This is a genomic window from Pseudomonas sp. Q2-TVG4-2, assembly GCF_013620795.1.
Lineage (GTDB): Bacteria > Pseudomonadota > Gammaproteobacteria > Pseudomonadales > Pseudomonadaceae > Stutzerimonas.
Genome location: NZ_LGLW01000001.1, coordinates 44,546 through 58,009, shown reverse-complemented (window position 1 = coordinate 58,009; position 13,464 = coordinate 44,546). Strand labels below are relative to the sequence as shown.

The following is a 13,464-nucleotide window of genomic DNA, read 5'->3' as shown; positions in this document are numbered from 1 at the left end:
CGCCTGATGAACGCGGGCGAACGGGGCGGGTGATCGAAGCGGATCAATTAATGGCAGAGCGCTGTTTGGTCGCTCGGCATTCGAGGATGCCGAGCACTCTTTATTTGCTCTGGTAGTCGTACTGGTAGTAACCGTATTCGCTGTAGGTCGACGCCTTGCGGACCACGGCGTTGAAGATAACGCCCTTGACCAGCAGACCATTCTGCTCGAGACGGCGCTTGGCGAACTCGATTTCCTTGACTCCGTTAAGGCCGTAGCGGGTCACCATCAGGGTCGTGCCGGCCTGGCTGCCAACGAGAGCAGCGTCAGTTACGGCAAGGATCGGCGGCGTATCGAAGATCACCATGTCATACATGGTGCTGATCTCCTTGACGAAGCGAGAGAAGTTCTCGTGCATCAACAACTCGGACGGGTTCGGCGGCAGCTGACCGTGTGTGATGACGTGCAGGTTGTTGAGCTGAGTCTTCTGGATGGCGTCAAAGAGCGTGATGCGGCCGGACAAGATATCCGAAAGACCTTTTTCGCCCTGGCAACGCATGACCTTGTGCAGGTAGCCCTTGCGCATGTCGGCATCTACCAGCAGCACTTTCTTGCCGGACTGTGCGATCACTGCCGCGAGGTTGCTCGTCACGAATGACTTGCCGACTGCCGGGCTGGGGCCGGTAATCATCAGTATGTTGTTCTTGGCCTCGATCATGGCGAAATGCAGGCTGGTACGCAGGCTGCGCATGGCCTCGGTCGCCAGATCAGCCGGGTCATTGATGGTCAACAGGTACGAAGCGCTGCTCTTGTCACGCTTGAAGTTGGCCAGACGCTTTTCCAGCGCCCCTTGTTTCTCGCTGAAGGGGATCGCGGCATACACTGGGATGCCGACACGCTCGATTTCTTCTGGGTTCTCGACGCCGCGTTTGAGCGCTTCGCGAACATAGACGAAGGCGACCGCGAGAATGCCGCCAAGTAGAGTAGCGACGATAACGATCAGTGGCTTGTTCGGCTTGATCGGCTGGTCTATGTCGGCTGCGGCGTGGTCAACGATACGCACGTTGCCCACGGTTCCTGCGCGAATGATGTCCAATTCCTGCGTCTTGTTCAGCAGCATCGAATAGGTTTCGGACGAAACCTCTACGTCGCGGTTCAGACGCAGCAATTCTTGCTGGGTAGAGGGCAGGGTGCCGATTTGTTTTTCCAGCTCAGTTTTCTGCGACTGCAGCTGGTTGATCTGATTCATCAACGACTGGAAGTTCGGATGCTGACGGGTAAAGCGTGTCTCCATTTCAGTGCGCTTGAGGTTCTGCTCTGAAATCTGGCTCTCGAGGTCAACGATGCGGTCCAGCACAGACTGGGTTTCGGCGGAAATATCCACCGAGCGGTTGCCGGTCTGGAACTCGTTCAAGGCTGTTTGAGCGGCATCGAGTTTCTTGCGGACTTCCGGCACCTGCTCGCTGAGGAACTCCAGGCTCTGCGTTGCTTCTGCCGCGTTGCGCGCAATGTTCTGATCAACGTAGCGCTGGGCCACTTTTTCCAGCACCTGAACGGCCTTGTCGGGGTCAGTGTCCTCGAGCGTCACGTTGAGAATGCCTGACTGCTTGCCTCGCTCCCCGGCAGTCAAACGATCCTGGTAGTCCTCAGTGGTAGCGTAAGTACGGTTCTTGATCACGGTGAAGGTCGTGCCTGGCCGTGCGTTCAGCTCCGCTACGCTGATTCCATAATCCGGCGTCTCGATGTGATCGCCAACGACGCCTTGCACAACCACTTCGCCTTCGGTGTCGCGCAGGATGAAGCCGTTGTTTTCAGCCGCTTCCAGAGTCAGCTCTTCACCATGCATCTTGTCTGGCACGATCAGATGAGTGATGCGCAGCGACTCGCCGCCCCAGGCATATGACTCGAAACCATCCGGGTACCAGCCGAGCTCACCTTCTTCGCTCGGTTCGAAGCGGCGGAACATATAGCCGCCGATCACCGGGAAGTGGTGCGGCTCGATGATGATATCCAGGTTCAGCGCCTTGACCGCGCCGCCGACAACGGAGCGCGACTTGAGCAGTGCGATTTCCGTCTGCGCCGGGGAGACGGCCGGTGCAGTGCCCACGACGTCGGTGAGGCTTGGCAGCCCGCCTTTCGGCTGGATCTGGATCATTGCGCTGGCGAGATATACCGGAGTTGCCAGCAGCGCGTAGGCCACACCCAGCGCTGCGAAGAAACCGGTTATGGTGAGAATGAGGGCCCGGTTGTTGATGAACGTATCAAAGAGGTGGGCCAGATCAATGTCCTTGTCCTCTTTGGTCTCATAGATGGGTCGGGGCATAGTGGTCATTGAAGTTCCTTCTTCTTATTTCAGGTAAGGAAGCCAGCTTTCGACGGACTGCGTCAGAAGGCTGTGAACATGTTCGAATGCGGGCTTGGATTGACGAAAGGGATCCGGGATTTCCATATCGTCTAGCCATTTACCCATTAGAAAGGTCTTGCCATGTACTTCGGGCGCTATCTGGCGGATGTGCTGGATGTGGCTCTGCTCCATGGCGAGGATAAGGTCCGCCTGGTGGAGCATCTCGCTATCGACCTGCCGAGCACGGTGGGACCTGTGTTCCAATCCGTGATCGTTAAGCACCTCATGTGCCGTCTTGTCCATTGGGTTGCCTACTAGTGCACCTATGCCTGCTGATCTGATTGTCAGGCCTTTTCCTTGGAGTCTGTGAGCCAGCAATGCTTCGCCCGCCGGGCTTCTGCAGATGTTGCCGACGCAGACGATCAATATGTTCTGAAACATCTCGCTTAGCCTCGCAGCCCTGAATTCATGGGCTGGTGAGCATGCGTGTCACAGAACGCAAATCTGATATTGGCTTGCTTCATTAGTTCAATCTTCCTGCTGCGCTTGCGCATGAGATGTGGCGTTTTGCCGTGGTGGCGCTATCGATGCGTGCGACAGTCAGTAGACGTCCCTGTTGAACAGCAGAGCGGGGATGGTCCGGGCGAGGATGTAGATGTCGAACCAGACCGACCAACGCTCGATGTAGTCCAGATCGAACTCGACGCGCTTTTCGATCTTTTCGAGGGTGTCGGTCTCGCCACGGTAACCATTGATCTGAGCCCAACCAGTGATGCCCGGCTTTACTCGATGGCGCGCGGAATATTCCGAGACAGCGTCTTCGAACAGCACGCCGGCGGCCTTGGTTGCGGTGGCATGAGGGCGCGGTCCAACCATCGACATGCTGCCCAAGAAGACGTTAAGCAGCTGCGGCAGCTCGTCAAGGCTGGTCTTTCGGATGAAACGACCCACGCGGGTGATGCGGTCGTCGTCACGTGTGGTCTGGCGTTCGGCATTGGCGTCCGACTTGGCGTGGTACATCGAACGGAACTTGAAGACCTCGATCAAGCGGTTGTTGTAGCCGTAGCGCTTCTGCTTGAACAGCACCGGGCCGGGAGAGTCCAGTTTGATCGCTAGGGCCAGCAATAGCATTACGGGCGCCGCGGCCAGCAGAGCGAGGCTGGAGAGGATGATGTCCTCGATGCGCTTGAACATCGGCGACCAGCCGCGTAGCGGTAGATCGGAGGCGATCAGTGTTGGCAATCCGCCGACTTCGGTGATGCGCTTGTTGGCATGGCGGAAGGCAACCATATCCGGTACCAGCAGCACGTTGACCGGTAGTTTGCGCAGCTCGCTGATAACCTGGCCGATGCGGCTGTCAGCGAACCAGGGCAGGGCCACCAGCACCTGGGTGACCTTTTCCTCACGGATCATCTGCTCCAAGTCACGGGTGTTACCCAGCAGCGGGAGATCGGCGAGCGTCTTTGGCAAGCGCTCCAGGCGGTCATCGATAAAACCGAGAACACCGGTGCGGATGTCGCGGTGATGAGCCAGGTACTCGGCGACACGTACGCCGTTGTCGGTACCACCGAGGATGACTGCGTTCTGCAGATAGACGCCCTTGGCCATCAGGCGGCGGAACAAGGCAAGCATCATCAATCGCTCGGCGCCGAACAGAACGCCACTGGTGACGAACCAGAAGGTCAGGTGCTTGGCTTCCAGGTAGCTGAACATGCCCAGACCCTGGTGCATGAAAATCAGCAGGCTGAACGCCGCGGCCCAGGCCACCAGCATGGTGCGAAAGCGCAGCAGTGTGCTGAACACCTCCTCACTGTAGATGCCGACCGATTGAAAGATCACCACGCTGATCACGCCGAAGAACATCAGGAATGTGCTGAAGGTTCCGCCGCCAGCCGGCAGCTCAAGTGGCAGAAATAGCAGCAGCAGAACGCCCGGCAACACAGCCGTCAGCCCATGAATCAGGCGGACGCTGGCAAGAAAATAATCAACGAAACTGGGGTGGGCGTACTCAAGGGTTCCAACGGACTGTAAGCGCATACAAGGCTCCTTCCTACGGCTATTGCTAGCTCAATACTCGTTTTGATCGCCGCGATCCGCGGTTCTGATGGCAGGCAGCTATCGCAACCTTCAACTGGACAAGTGCTCCGACCGCCTTCCAAGTCATGAGTTCACCGACAGGCTGCAAAGTGTTGAGTAATCGATGAGTATTAACTGTGTTACTTAACATATTGATAGTTAAGGAATAAAAAATGGAATTTATCCGGTGGATGGCATTTGGAGGGGCGGGTTGCTGACCAGTGGTCGGTGCTGTTTTTTGGTCGGCTTAAGCCCTGCGGCTGTTCAGGGGTACAACTTTCGTGTGGTGCAGCGGGTCCTATCTGACGGGTACCGAGATGGAAGTGATTGGCATGAATGAACCCAAGGCAATGCTCATCCTTCACGGGAAGCAGGGGCTCAATGAGGATGTGCGCTCGGCTGTGAACGACTGGCGCCAGCTTGGAAACGAGCTGGCCGTGAGAGTGACGTGGGAGCCCGGAGACACGGCGCGTCTGGTGCACGAAGCGCTCGCTGCGGGCTATCAAACCCTGGTGGCTGGCGGTGGAGACGGCACCGTGCGTGAGATGGTGCAGGCGTTGCTCGATAGTGGCTCCGAGGCCAGCCTGGCCGTGCTGCCACTGGGAACCGCCAATGATTTCGCGCATGCCGCCGAGATCCCGCTCGCACCCTTCGATGCGCTGACGTTGCTCAATCGACAGCCGAAGTGGGTCGACGTTGGCGAAATGAACGGTGAGCCTTTTATCAACATGGCGACCGGGGGTTTCGGCTCTAAAGTGACCGCTACGACATCCAATGAGTTGAAGCGGGTCCTCGGCGGCAGCGCCTATCTGCTGACCGGCTTGTCACGCTTCAGCGAGCTGCGTACTGCCTGGGGGCGTTTTGAGGGGCCTGATTTCACCTGGGAAGGTGAGTTTCTGGCTTTGGGCATCGGTAACGGGCGCCAGTCCGGTGGCGGTCAGCAGCTCTGCCCGCAGGCATCGGTGGATGATGGCTTGCTCGATATATGCATCGTCCCGGCGCCGGCCGATACGGTGGGGACTCTAGGCACATTGCTGAGCGGCGGGCTGCTTGGAATCGATACCGTTTCGGTAACCGCGCGGGTGCCATGGCTCGAGGTCGAAGCCCCGGATGAGATCGATATCAATCTTGATGGCGAGCCCTTCGCAGCAAAACGCATGCGTTTTTCGGTGAAGCGCCGGGCGCTGCGGCTGCACCTACCCGCCGATAGCCCCGTGTTACGTGATGAACCACTGCTCCGAGAAGACCACCAGCCTGCCTGACAGCGGGGTTGGCTGGCGCCCCGCCTGTCTTGGCGAGGCAGGAGCGATAAATACTTGTTCCGACGGATAAAGCATGAATACTTGCGGCCGATAGCCCTTTTAGTCCCGTATTCACCAAGGAGCCCGCAATGGCCGGCATTCTCGAGTCAGTCGATCAACGCACCCGATTGGTGGGGCAGAATCGTCTGGAGATCCTCATGTTCCGGCTCTCCGGCCGCCAGCAATTCGCAATCAACGTGTTCAAGGTGCAGGAAGTGGTGCAACTGCCGAAGATGACCCTCATGCCGCACCGCCATGGTTCGGTGTGCGGCGTGGTCAGCCTGCGCGGCCAGACGTTGCCGGTCATCGATCTGTCCCGTGCCATTGGCCTGCGCCCGCTGGTGCCGGATGAGCGCAGCACCATCATCGTGACGGAGTACAACCGCTCGACTCAGGCATTCCTGGTCGGCGGTGTGGATCGCATTCTCAACCTCAACTGGGAAGAGGTTCTGCCTCCGCCGAGTACAGCCGGCCGTCAGCACTACCTCACGGCGATCACCAAAGTTGACGAGCAGCTGGTCGAAGTCATCGACGTCGAAAAGGTGCTTGCCGAAATCGTCCCTTATGACACCAGCATCGCGCCGGAGCGTCTGGCGGATCCGCTGCTCAAGCGCGCGAGGGGACGTGAGGTACTCTGTGTCGATGACTCGACGGTTGCATTGGCCCAACTGCGCGAGACCCTGAGTCAACTCGGCATCACGGTACACTCCGCCAGCGACGGCTTGAAGGGGCTGAACAAGCTCAAGGCCTGGGCTGATGCCGGGGAAGTGCTTACCGATCGCCTGCTGATGGTGTTCACCGATGCTGAGATGCCGGAGATGGACGGCTATCGACTCACCACCGAAATTCGCAACGATCCCCGCCTGCGAGATCTGCATGTGGTGCTGCATACATCGCTTTCTGGAAGCTTCAATCTGGCGATGGTGAAGAAAGTTGGCTGTGACAACTTCCTTTCCAAATTCCAGCCGGAGAAACTGGTGGAGGTTGTCCGCGAACGCCTGTTGCTGGACGAACCTCACTGACCCGCCCATCCGACCGAGGCGTCCGAATGCAGCTCTGCTCGTTGTACCGCTTTCCGCTCAAGTCCGGTTCCGCTGAATTGCTTGACGAAGGGTGGTGTGACGAGCTCGGTTTGTACGGGGATCGGCGCTGGATGGTGGTGGACGCCGCGACCGGGAAATTCCTGACGCAGCGAGTGCTGCCGCGGATGGCATTGCTGGCAGCGCGATGGCAGGGTGACACGAGGCTGCTGCTCAGTGCCCCTGGCATGGATGGGCTGTTGGTGCCTGTTCCTGGCCCGGAGAGCGTTGCGCGCGGCGTGTTGATCTGGCGCGAGAGTCTGCAGGCGTCAGATGCCGGTGACGCTGCGGCCGCATGGCTGACGCAGCTGTTGGATCGTCCGTGCCGCCTGGTACATCTGCCAAACGCCAAGGGCATTCAGATCGACCAGGACTATGCGCGGGTTGGCGAGCGGACGGCCTTCAGCGATGGCTTTCCGTTCCTTCTGATCGGCCAGCGATCACTCGACGACCTTTCGGCCAGAGTCGGGCAGTTGCTGGACATGCGGCGGTTCCGGCCGAACCTTGTCATCGCCGGCTCGGCCCCCTACGCCGAGGATAGCTGGCGCCGCATCCGCATTGGCGATATGGAGTTTCGCGTGGTCAAGCCTTGTTCACGCTGCATCATCCCTACCATAGATCCGCTCAACGCCGAGAGAGACGCCAGCCGAGAGCCACTTGCCACCTTGATGAACTACCGCAAGGGCGATGGCGGCGTATTCTTCGGTCAGAATCTCATCGGCGAAGGCACTGGCAAGCTGAGGGTGGGCATGCCGGTCGAAGTGCTGGAGTAGGTCCGGCTGACTGCGTCAGGCCGCTTGATGATGAGGCCGATTCGCAGGCTATTTCCGGCCAGTGAATCGTTCCCCGAACAGAAACTAGATCAGCCTTAGAGCCGGGAAGGCCCATCGGTTACACGTATCGACCTTGCTCCGTGCGCGCGGTTGGCTGGACCTGCGAACCGTTTATAGCGCGGCGGCGTGGCGTATCGCATTAAGCCAACAGTGGGCTGAAGCCCACCCTGCCGGAGTGCCCCGGCCGTCTGGTGAGCGCAGCTATCGAACAGGGTGGTGGGTTGCGCCTTTGCTCGGAAACTGCGCGTTGCTTTCGCGTGCTCTTGCCGCTCAGGACATCACTGGCTATCGAAGTAACGCTCATGCCACTCGACCAGTGGCTGCGGAGCGTTGAGCTTCTGGCCATAGATGACCGAATAAGTCAGCACGTTCTGTACGTACTGGCGGGTTTCATCGAACGGAATGTTTTCAACCCATACGTCGAATGGCAGGTGCTCGGCATTCTTCAGCCACTGGCGAACCCGGCCTGGACCGGCATTATAGGCCGCGGACGCTAGCACCCGATTACCCTTGAATTGGCCGTAGATCTGGCTGAGGTAGGCGGCACCCAACTGGATATTGACGTTGGGGTCGAGCACCTGACGAGGTGAAGACAGCGGGATGCCGAAGCGTCTGGCCGTTTCCTTGGCGGTGGCCGGCATTAATTGCATCAGTCCGGTGGCCCCGACATGCGAGCGAGCATCGGCCATGAACGCGCTTTCCTGACGGGTAACGGCGAATACCCAGCTTGGGTGGAGTTCGCGCGCCTTGGCCGCGTTGATCAGGCTGCTGCGATGGGCCATAGGGAAGCGAATGTCCAGGTCGTCCCAATACTTCGCCTGGCTGATGGTGCGGATCGCCGGGAAGTACCATTCCATCTCGTACGCCAAGCGCGCCTGGGCGACCAGTTCGTCGCGGCTGAACAGGCGGCTGACGTGATACCACTCGCGTCGCCCATCGACGATCTGCCCGCGGTTATGGAATTCCATGGCACGACGGATTCCCGCAGTGTTGAGGACCTTCTGTATGAGCTTCGGATCCAGCGCGAGCGGCTGGTGGTTGAGCTTGTAGGGCGCCTGGATGCGGTCAGCCGAGAGGAAACCGTAGAAGTCGCGCTCGCCGGCAACCGGCTGGTAAAGCTGGGCGGCCCGCTCATCGTCGGGTTTGGCGAGCTCAAGGCTGCGTGCTTTCCAGTAACGCCAGCGGTTGCTGTTGGCGAGTTCTTCAGGGAAGCGTTGAGTCAGCGCATGGACGTCCTCCCAGCGCCCCAGACGGAGCAACAGACGGGCGCGCCATTCGCTGACGGTGTCGTCCCGTAGCTCGGGATCGTATTCCGCCATGACCTGCAGCGCACGGGCGTCGAAACGCTTGGCCAGGGTAAGACCGATCTGGCGAGCGATCGCAACCTTCTCCTCTGGCGAGAAGGACAGGCGCTTGGCGTAGCTGTCGAGTAATCCGAGCGCCTTTTCCGGGTCCTTGCGCGCCAGGCGGCGCAGGCCGATCGAGACGATATCCCCCATCGCCTGGGTAGGCGGCAGGAAACGATCGGTCTGGTCGAGCATCTGTGGTTTCTGCGCGACGTCGACCAACAGCTCGCCTTGTTTGCTCATCGTAGGCAGGCTTTTGATCAGGAAGTTGGCGAGGCCATAGTTACCGCTCTCGACCGCCAGTTTGGTGCGCTTCCAACGCAACGCCTCGGTGAGCTGCCCGGCATTTTCCCAGCGCTCGAACAGCGGATCGCAGGCGTCGTGCTGCGACTTGCCGACCAGCCAGAGCTGTTCGGCGGTCTCGTAGCCCTGTTTCGTCTGGCCACTGACAAGCTGGTACTGGCCGAACAGGCAGTCCAATTCAGTGAAATTCATCTTCTGATCATAGTGCGCCACGAATGGTTGCCAATCGCCACGGGCCGCCAGCAGCCGCAGCCAGCGCAACTTCATCCAGCTGGCCTGAGGGAGGTCGCCATGCTCGGCCAGAAACTTCTCGACCTCGTCATTGCTGGCGGCCTTCAGTCGTGCCGTCAGTTCTTCGTAGGCCAGGTAGGGCTCGAGCGGATAGTCCTGCAGTGCGCTGGCGTAGCGCCGGTACGGCCCACTGTCCCCTTTGGCCAGGGCCCGCTTGGCTTCATCGTAATACTGCCGTTGCTGCTGAAGGCTGGCGGCGTGGGTGGTCTGGAGGGTAACGGCAGTGAACAAAAGGCAGAAACAGATACTGGAGAGTCGACCGCGCATGAGACTTCCGAAGACGGGGGGCATGGAGATTGCTGCGGCTAGCTTAGCTCGGCAAGCCAAGCAGTTAAACGCGGATTAAGCTCTTCAAACCCACAAAGTAGAACGTTCCGACGAACGTACGGGTGGGGCGACGCGGTGGCCCTGGATCGCCCGGTTGGATTGCGCTGGCCGGTTGTGTAGAGCTTGAGCGAGGGGGCCGTATCGACGGACTTAACGCGCTCGATGGCGGCCGTCTGACAAGGCGCGTTCTGCTAGACTGCGCGCCCTGTTTTCCGGAGGTAGTCATGACCCTGCTCAAGTTGACCAATGTGTCCCTCGCCTATGGCAACAATCCATTGCTCGATGGCGTGTCCTGGCAGATTGCGCGGGGTGAGCGGGTCTGCATCATCGGCCGCAACGGGACAGGCAAATCCAGCATGCTCAGCCTGGTCAAGGGTAGCCAGCTACCGGACGACGGCGAGATCTGGCGCGCGCCGGGCCTGAAGATCGGTGAACTGCCTCAAGAGTTGCCGCCCGCAGACGAACGCACCGTATTCGACGTGGTAGCGGAAGGGCTGGCCGGCGTCGGTCAGCTGCTGGCCGACTACCATCACCTCAGCCAGAATATCCAGAACGAAGCTGATCTGGACAAGCTGATGCACGTCCAGCAAGAACTCGAAGCGAAGGACGGCTGGCGCCTGCAGCAGTTGGTCGACAGCACCCTAAGCCGTTTGCAACTGCCGGCTGACAAAACCCTGGCCGAGCTTTCCGGCGGCTGGAGGCGGCGTGTCCTGTTGGCTCAGGCGCTGGTGTCCGAGCCCGATCTGCTGCTGCTGGACGAGCCTACCAACCACCTGGATATCGGCGCGATCGCCTGGCTGGAAGAAGCGCTCACCGGCTTCAACGGCGCCGTGCTATTCATCACCCACGACCGAGCATTCCTGCAGAATCTGGCGACCCGGATCCTGGAGTTGGATCGCGGTCACATGATCGACTGGAATGGCGACTACGCCAGCTTCCTGGTTCACAAGGAGCAGCAGATGGCGGCCGAAGAGACCGCCAATGTGTTGTTCGACAAGAAGCTCGCCCAGGAAGAGGTCTGGATCCGCCAGGGCATCAAAGCCCGTCGTACTCGCAACGAAGGCCGCGTACGTGCGCTCAAGGCATTGCGTGCCGAACGCAGCGAACGTCGGGAGCACCAGGGCAAGGCCAATATCCAGATCGATGCAGCGGAAAAATCTGGCAAGCAGGTCATCGTCGTTGAGCATGCAAGCTTTGCCCATCCCGGCGGCGAACCACTCATTCGTGATTTCTCGATGGTTCTACAACGCGGCGATCGCATCGGATTACTTGGCGCCAACGGAACCGGCAAGACCACGCTGCTCAAGCTGTTGCTTGGTGACCTGCAACCTACCAGCGGTAAAGTCGAAGCCGGAACCCGCCTGGAAGTGGCGTATTTCGACCAGTTGCGTCACCAACTGGAACTGGAAAAAACCGTCATCGACAACGTCGCGGAGGGCCGTGATTTCATCACCATCGATGGCCAGAGCCGCCACGTGCTCAGCTATCTCGGCGACTTTCTGTTCAGTCCGCAGCGCGCCCGCACGCCCGTAAAAGCCCTGTCTGGCGGAGAGCGGGCACGACTCTTGCTGGCCAAGCTGTTCAGCAAGCCGGCCAACCTGCTGGTACTCGACGAACCGACCAACGATCTGGATGTGGAAACCCTCGAGCTGCTGGAAGAGGTCCTGCTCGCTTTCCAGGGCACGGTTCTGATGGTCAGTCATGATCGGGAATTTCTCGACAACGTGGTTACCAGCACATTGGTATTTGAGGGGAACGGTGTTGTTCGTGAATACGTCGGTGGTTATCAGGACTGGCTGCGCCAGGGTGGGTCGCCCAGGCTGCTCGGTGTAGCGGAGGCAAAGGAAACGAAGGAGGCGAAGGTCGAAACGCCGCAGGGCCAACCCGCGACACCGGCCGTCGAACCCGCCCCGGCCAAGAAGAAGCTCAGCTACAAAGTGCAGCGCGAGTTAGAGGCGCTGCCGGGAAAAATAGACGCAGTCGAAAAAAGCATCGCTGCGTTGCAGACGGAAATTGCGCAACCTTCGTTCTATCAGCAGACTGCCGAGCGCACCGCCGAAACCCTCGCTCGCCTCGAGGCGTTGCAGAAAGAGCTCGATGAGCTGCTGGAGCGTTGGGCCGAGCTGGAAGGTTGAGGCGAATACGCCGGCTGGAATCGCCATGGTTGCAATCCACAGGTTCCGCCCGGCGGGACACGGACTGTCAATGAACACACCAACGACATCTGTCAGCACTGGACGGAGCATAGATGGCAATTGATTACCGAATCGTCCTGGACGACGAACATGAGTTCAGCTATCGGATCGAGCTGGACCGTGGCTACGATCACGAGGCAGCCGCACAGGCGCCCAAATGGACGCGCCTGGATCACCAGCAGTGCAACAATTGCCCGCTGAGCCGGGAGAATTTCACGCATTGTCCCGCCGCGGTGGATCTGCATCGGGTCATCGAAGACTTCCAAGGCTTGCCTGCTGTAAAAAAAGCGCAAGTGCGGGTACGCACACCGGAGCGCGAGTACAACAAGCTGGTGGGGCTGGATGAGGGGTTGCGGGCGCTACTTGGCGTGATCATGGCCACCAGTGCTTGCCCGGTCCTGGGCAAACTCAAGCCGATGGCGCATCAGCATCTGCCGTTCGCCAGCAATCAGGAATTCGTGCTACGCGCAGTCTCGCTTTACCTGGCTCGGCAGTATTTCAATCTGCGCGAAGGGCGTCATGCCGACTGGGAGCTTCGTGGGCTGGTGCGGTCGTTTCAGCAATTGCAGCTGGTCAACCAGGCGTTCTGGCAGCGTATCCACGACACCTGTCACGGCGACTCGAATCTGAAAGCCTTCCTTACCTTCTTTTCCATGGCGTCCAGCCTGACCTATTCGCTCGAAACCCAGCTGAAGAAGATCAGGCCGATGGTCATGAGCGCCGGTGAGGGAGTGGAGATGGCCTGAGCCGAAGGCTCAGGCACTCGATCCAGGTGGTTATTCGGGCTTCTTCAACCGTACCGCCAGAACATCACAAGGCGCGCCGTGGAGGATGTCGTTGGCGGTAGATCCGAGCAGCAGTGCCAAGCCGTGGCGGCCATGACTGCCGACCACAACCAGGTCACAGCCTTGTTCCTTGGCCAGCCGGTGGACTTCCTGGCGCGGTTGGCCATAGGCCAGGTGCCGTTGTTCGGCGGTCAGGCTGGGGTAACGGTCGGCGAAACCGGCCATGCGGTCACGGGCTTGATCGAACTGCTGCTGCTGAAGCATCGACAGGTCCATTGGGACATCGCCGCCAAACGCCATGGCCATGGGTTCGATGACGTGCACCAATGCTAGCCTGGCGCCACTTGCTGTAGCCAGGGCCTGGGCTCGCGCGACGACCGGGTGACATTCGTCGGTCAGGTCGACAGCGACCAGAATATGCTGGTAGGTCATGATGGCTCTCCTGATGTATCCGTGTGACAAGTATGGCTTCTTGGCACGCTATTGGGGGCGCTGGGCCTTTTTTGTTTTCAGCGTTTATACGGCGTTAGATGCATCATGACCAGCGCCATTACATCGCAAGCTGGCTGCCGGCAGGCTCGTGACTGGTATCATGCGCGACGCCA

The 13,464-nt window shown here is 59.5% G+C and carries 10 protein-coding genes; 5 read left to right on the top strand and 5 right to left on the bottom strand.

The window, feature by feature from the left end:
- Positions 1-100: 100 nt before the first annotated feature.
- The 3 genes from H3028_RS00260 to H3028_RS00250 form a co-directional block, all read right to left on the bottom strand.
- Positions 101-2,311, bottom strand: coding sequence for a polysaccharide biosynthesis tyrosine autokinase (locus tag H3028_RS00260; protein WP_181295089.1), 2,211 nt, complete (start codon positions 2,309-2,311; stop codon positions 101-103).
- 15 nt (positions 2,312-2,326) lie between these two features.
- The gene (locus H3028_RS00255) at positions 2,327-2,764 is read right to left on the bottom strand and encodes a low molecular weight protein-tyrosine-phosphatase (RefSeq protein ID WP_181295088.1); all 438 of its coding nucleotides are present in this window, start codon (positions 2,762-2,764) and stop codon (positions 2,327-2,329) included.
- Between the two features lie 159 nt (positions 2,765-2,923).
- Positions 2,924-4,360 carry an undecaprenyl-phosphate glucose phosphotransferase gene (locus tag H3028_RS00250; RefSeq protein WP_168424024.1) on the bottom strand — a complete coding sequence of 479 codons (1,437 nt, stop codon included), beginning with the start codon at positions 4,358-4,360 and terminating at the stop codon, positions 2,924-2,926.
- A gap of 371 nt (positions 4,361-4,731) precedes the next feature.
- On the opposite strand from H3028_RS00250, the gene yegS reads away from it, so the two are divergent.
- The 3 genes from yegS (at position 4,732) to H3028_RS00235 (ending at position 7,552) form a co-directional block, all read left to right on the top strand.
- Positions 4,732-5,661: a lipid kinase YegS gene (gene yegS, locus H3028_RS00245; protein WP_181295087.1), complete on the top strand. Its 930-nt coding sequence runs from the start codon at positions 4,732-4,734 to the stop codon at positions 5,659-5,661.
- A 128-nt stretch (positions 5,662-5,789) separates the two neighbouring features.
- On the top strand, positions 5,790-6,722 hold the full coding sequence (locus tag H3028_RS00240) for a chemotaxis protein CheV (protein ID WP_181295086.1): 933 nt from the start codon (positions 5,790-5,792) through the stop codon (positions 6,720-6,722).
- Positions 6,723-6,748: 26 nt separating this feature from the next.
- Positions 6,749-7,552 (top strand): MOSC domain-containing protein, encoded by an 804-nt coding sequence (locus H3028_RS00235; RefSeq protein ID WP_181295085.1) that lies wholly within the window; start codon positions 6,749-6,751, stop codon positions 7,550-7,552.
- 338 nt (positions 7,553-7,890) lie between these two features.
- Here the strand turns inward: H3028_RS00235 and H3028_RS00230 are convergent, their stop codons facing one another.
- Entirely contained in the window at positions 7,891-9,819 is a 1,929-nt protein-coding gene (locus H3028_RS00230) for a transglycosylase SLT domain-containing protein (RefSeq protein WP_181295084.1), read from the bottom strand.
- A 284-nt stretch (positions 9,820-10,103) separates the two neighbouring features.
- Between H3028_RS00230 and H3028_RS00225 the strand changes: the two genes are divergently transcribed.
- Both H3028_RS00225 and H3028_RS00220 read left to right on the top strand, forming a co-directional pair.
- Positions 10,104-12,014 carry an ATP-binding cassette domain-containing protein gene (locus H3028_RS00225; RefSeq protein WP_181295083.1) on the top strand — a complete coding sequence of 637 codons (1,911 nt, stop codon included), beginning with the start codon at positions 10,104-10,106 and terminating at the stop codon, positions 12,012-12,014.
- Between the two features lie 113 nt (positions 12,015-12,127).
- Positions 12,128-12,820: a DUF6901 family protein gene (locus H3028_RS00220; protein WP_181295082.1), complete on the top strand. Its 693-nt coding sequence runs from the start codon at positions 12,128-12,130 to the stop codon at positions 12,818-12,820.
- Positions 12,821-12,850: 30 nt separating this feature from the next.
- On the opposite strand, the gene H3028_RS00215 is transcribed toward H3028_RS00220, so the two are convergent.
- Positions 12,851-13,291 (bottom strand): universal stress protein, encoded by a 441-nt coding sequence (locus H3028_RS00215; RefSeq protein WP_181295081.1) that lies wholly within the window; start codon positions 13,289-13,291, stop codon positions 12,851-12,853.
- Positions 13,292-13,464 lie beyond the last annotated feature (173 nt).

Coding starts and splice junctions, on each gene's coding strand:
- H3028_RS00260 (WP_181295089.1), bottom strand. CDS start 2,311: ATGACCACTATGCCCCGACCCATCTATGAGACCAAAGAGGACAAGGAC.
- H3028_RS00255 (WP_181295088.1), bottom strand. CDS start 2,764: ATGTTTCAGAACATATTGATCGTCTGCGTCGGCAACATCTGCAGAAGC.
- H3028_RS00250 (WP_168424024.1), bottom strand. CDS start 4,360: ATGCGCTTACAGTCCGTTGGAACCCTTGAGTACGCCCACCCCAGTTTC.
- yegS (WP_181295087.1), top strand. CDS start 4,732: ATGAATGAACCCAAGGCAATGCTCATCCTTCACGGGAAGCAGGGGCTC.
- H3028_RS00240 (WP_181295086.1), top strand. CDS start 5,790: ATGGCCGGCATTCTCGAGTCAGTCGATCAACGCACCCGATTGGTGGGG.
- H3028_RS00235 (WP_181295085.1), top strand. CDS start 6,749: ATGCAGCTCTGCTCGTTGTACCGCTTTCCGCTCAAGTCCGGTTCCGCT.
- H3028_RS00230 (WP_181295084.1), bottom strand. CDS start 9,819: ATGCGCGGTCGACTCTCCAGTATCTGTTTCTGCCTTTTGTTCACTGCC.
- H3028_RS00225 (WP_181295083.1), top strand. CDS start 10,104: ATGACCCTGCTCAAGTTGACCAATGTGTCCCTCGCCTATGGCAACAAT.
- H3028_RS00220 (WP_181295082.1), top strand. CDS start 12,128: ATGGCAATTGATTACCGAATCGTCCTGGACGACGAACATGAGTTCAGC.
- H3028_RS00215 (WP_181295081.1), bottom strand. CDS start 13,291: ATGACCTACCAGCATATTCTGGTCGCTGTCGACCTGACCGACGAATGT.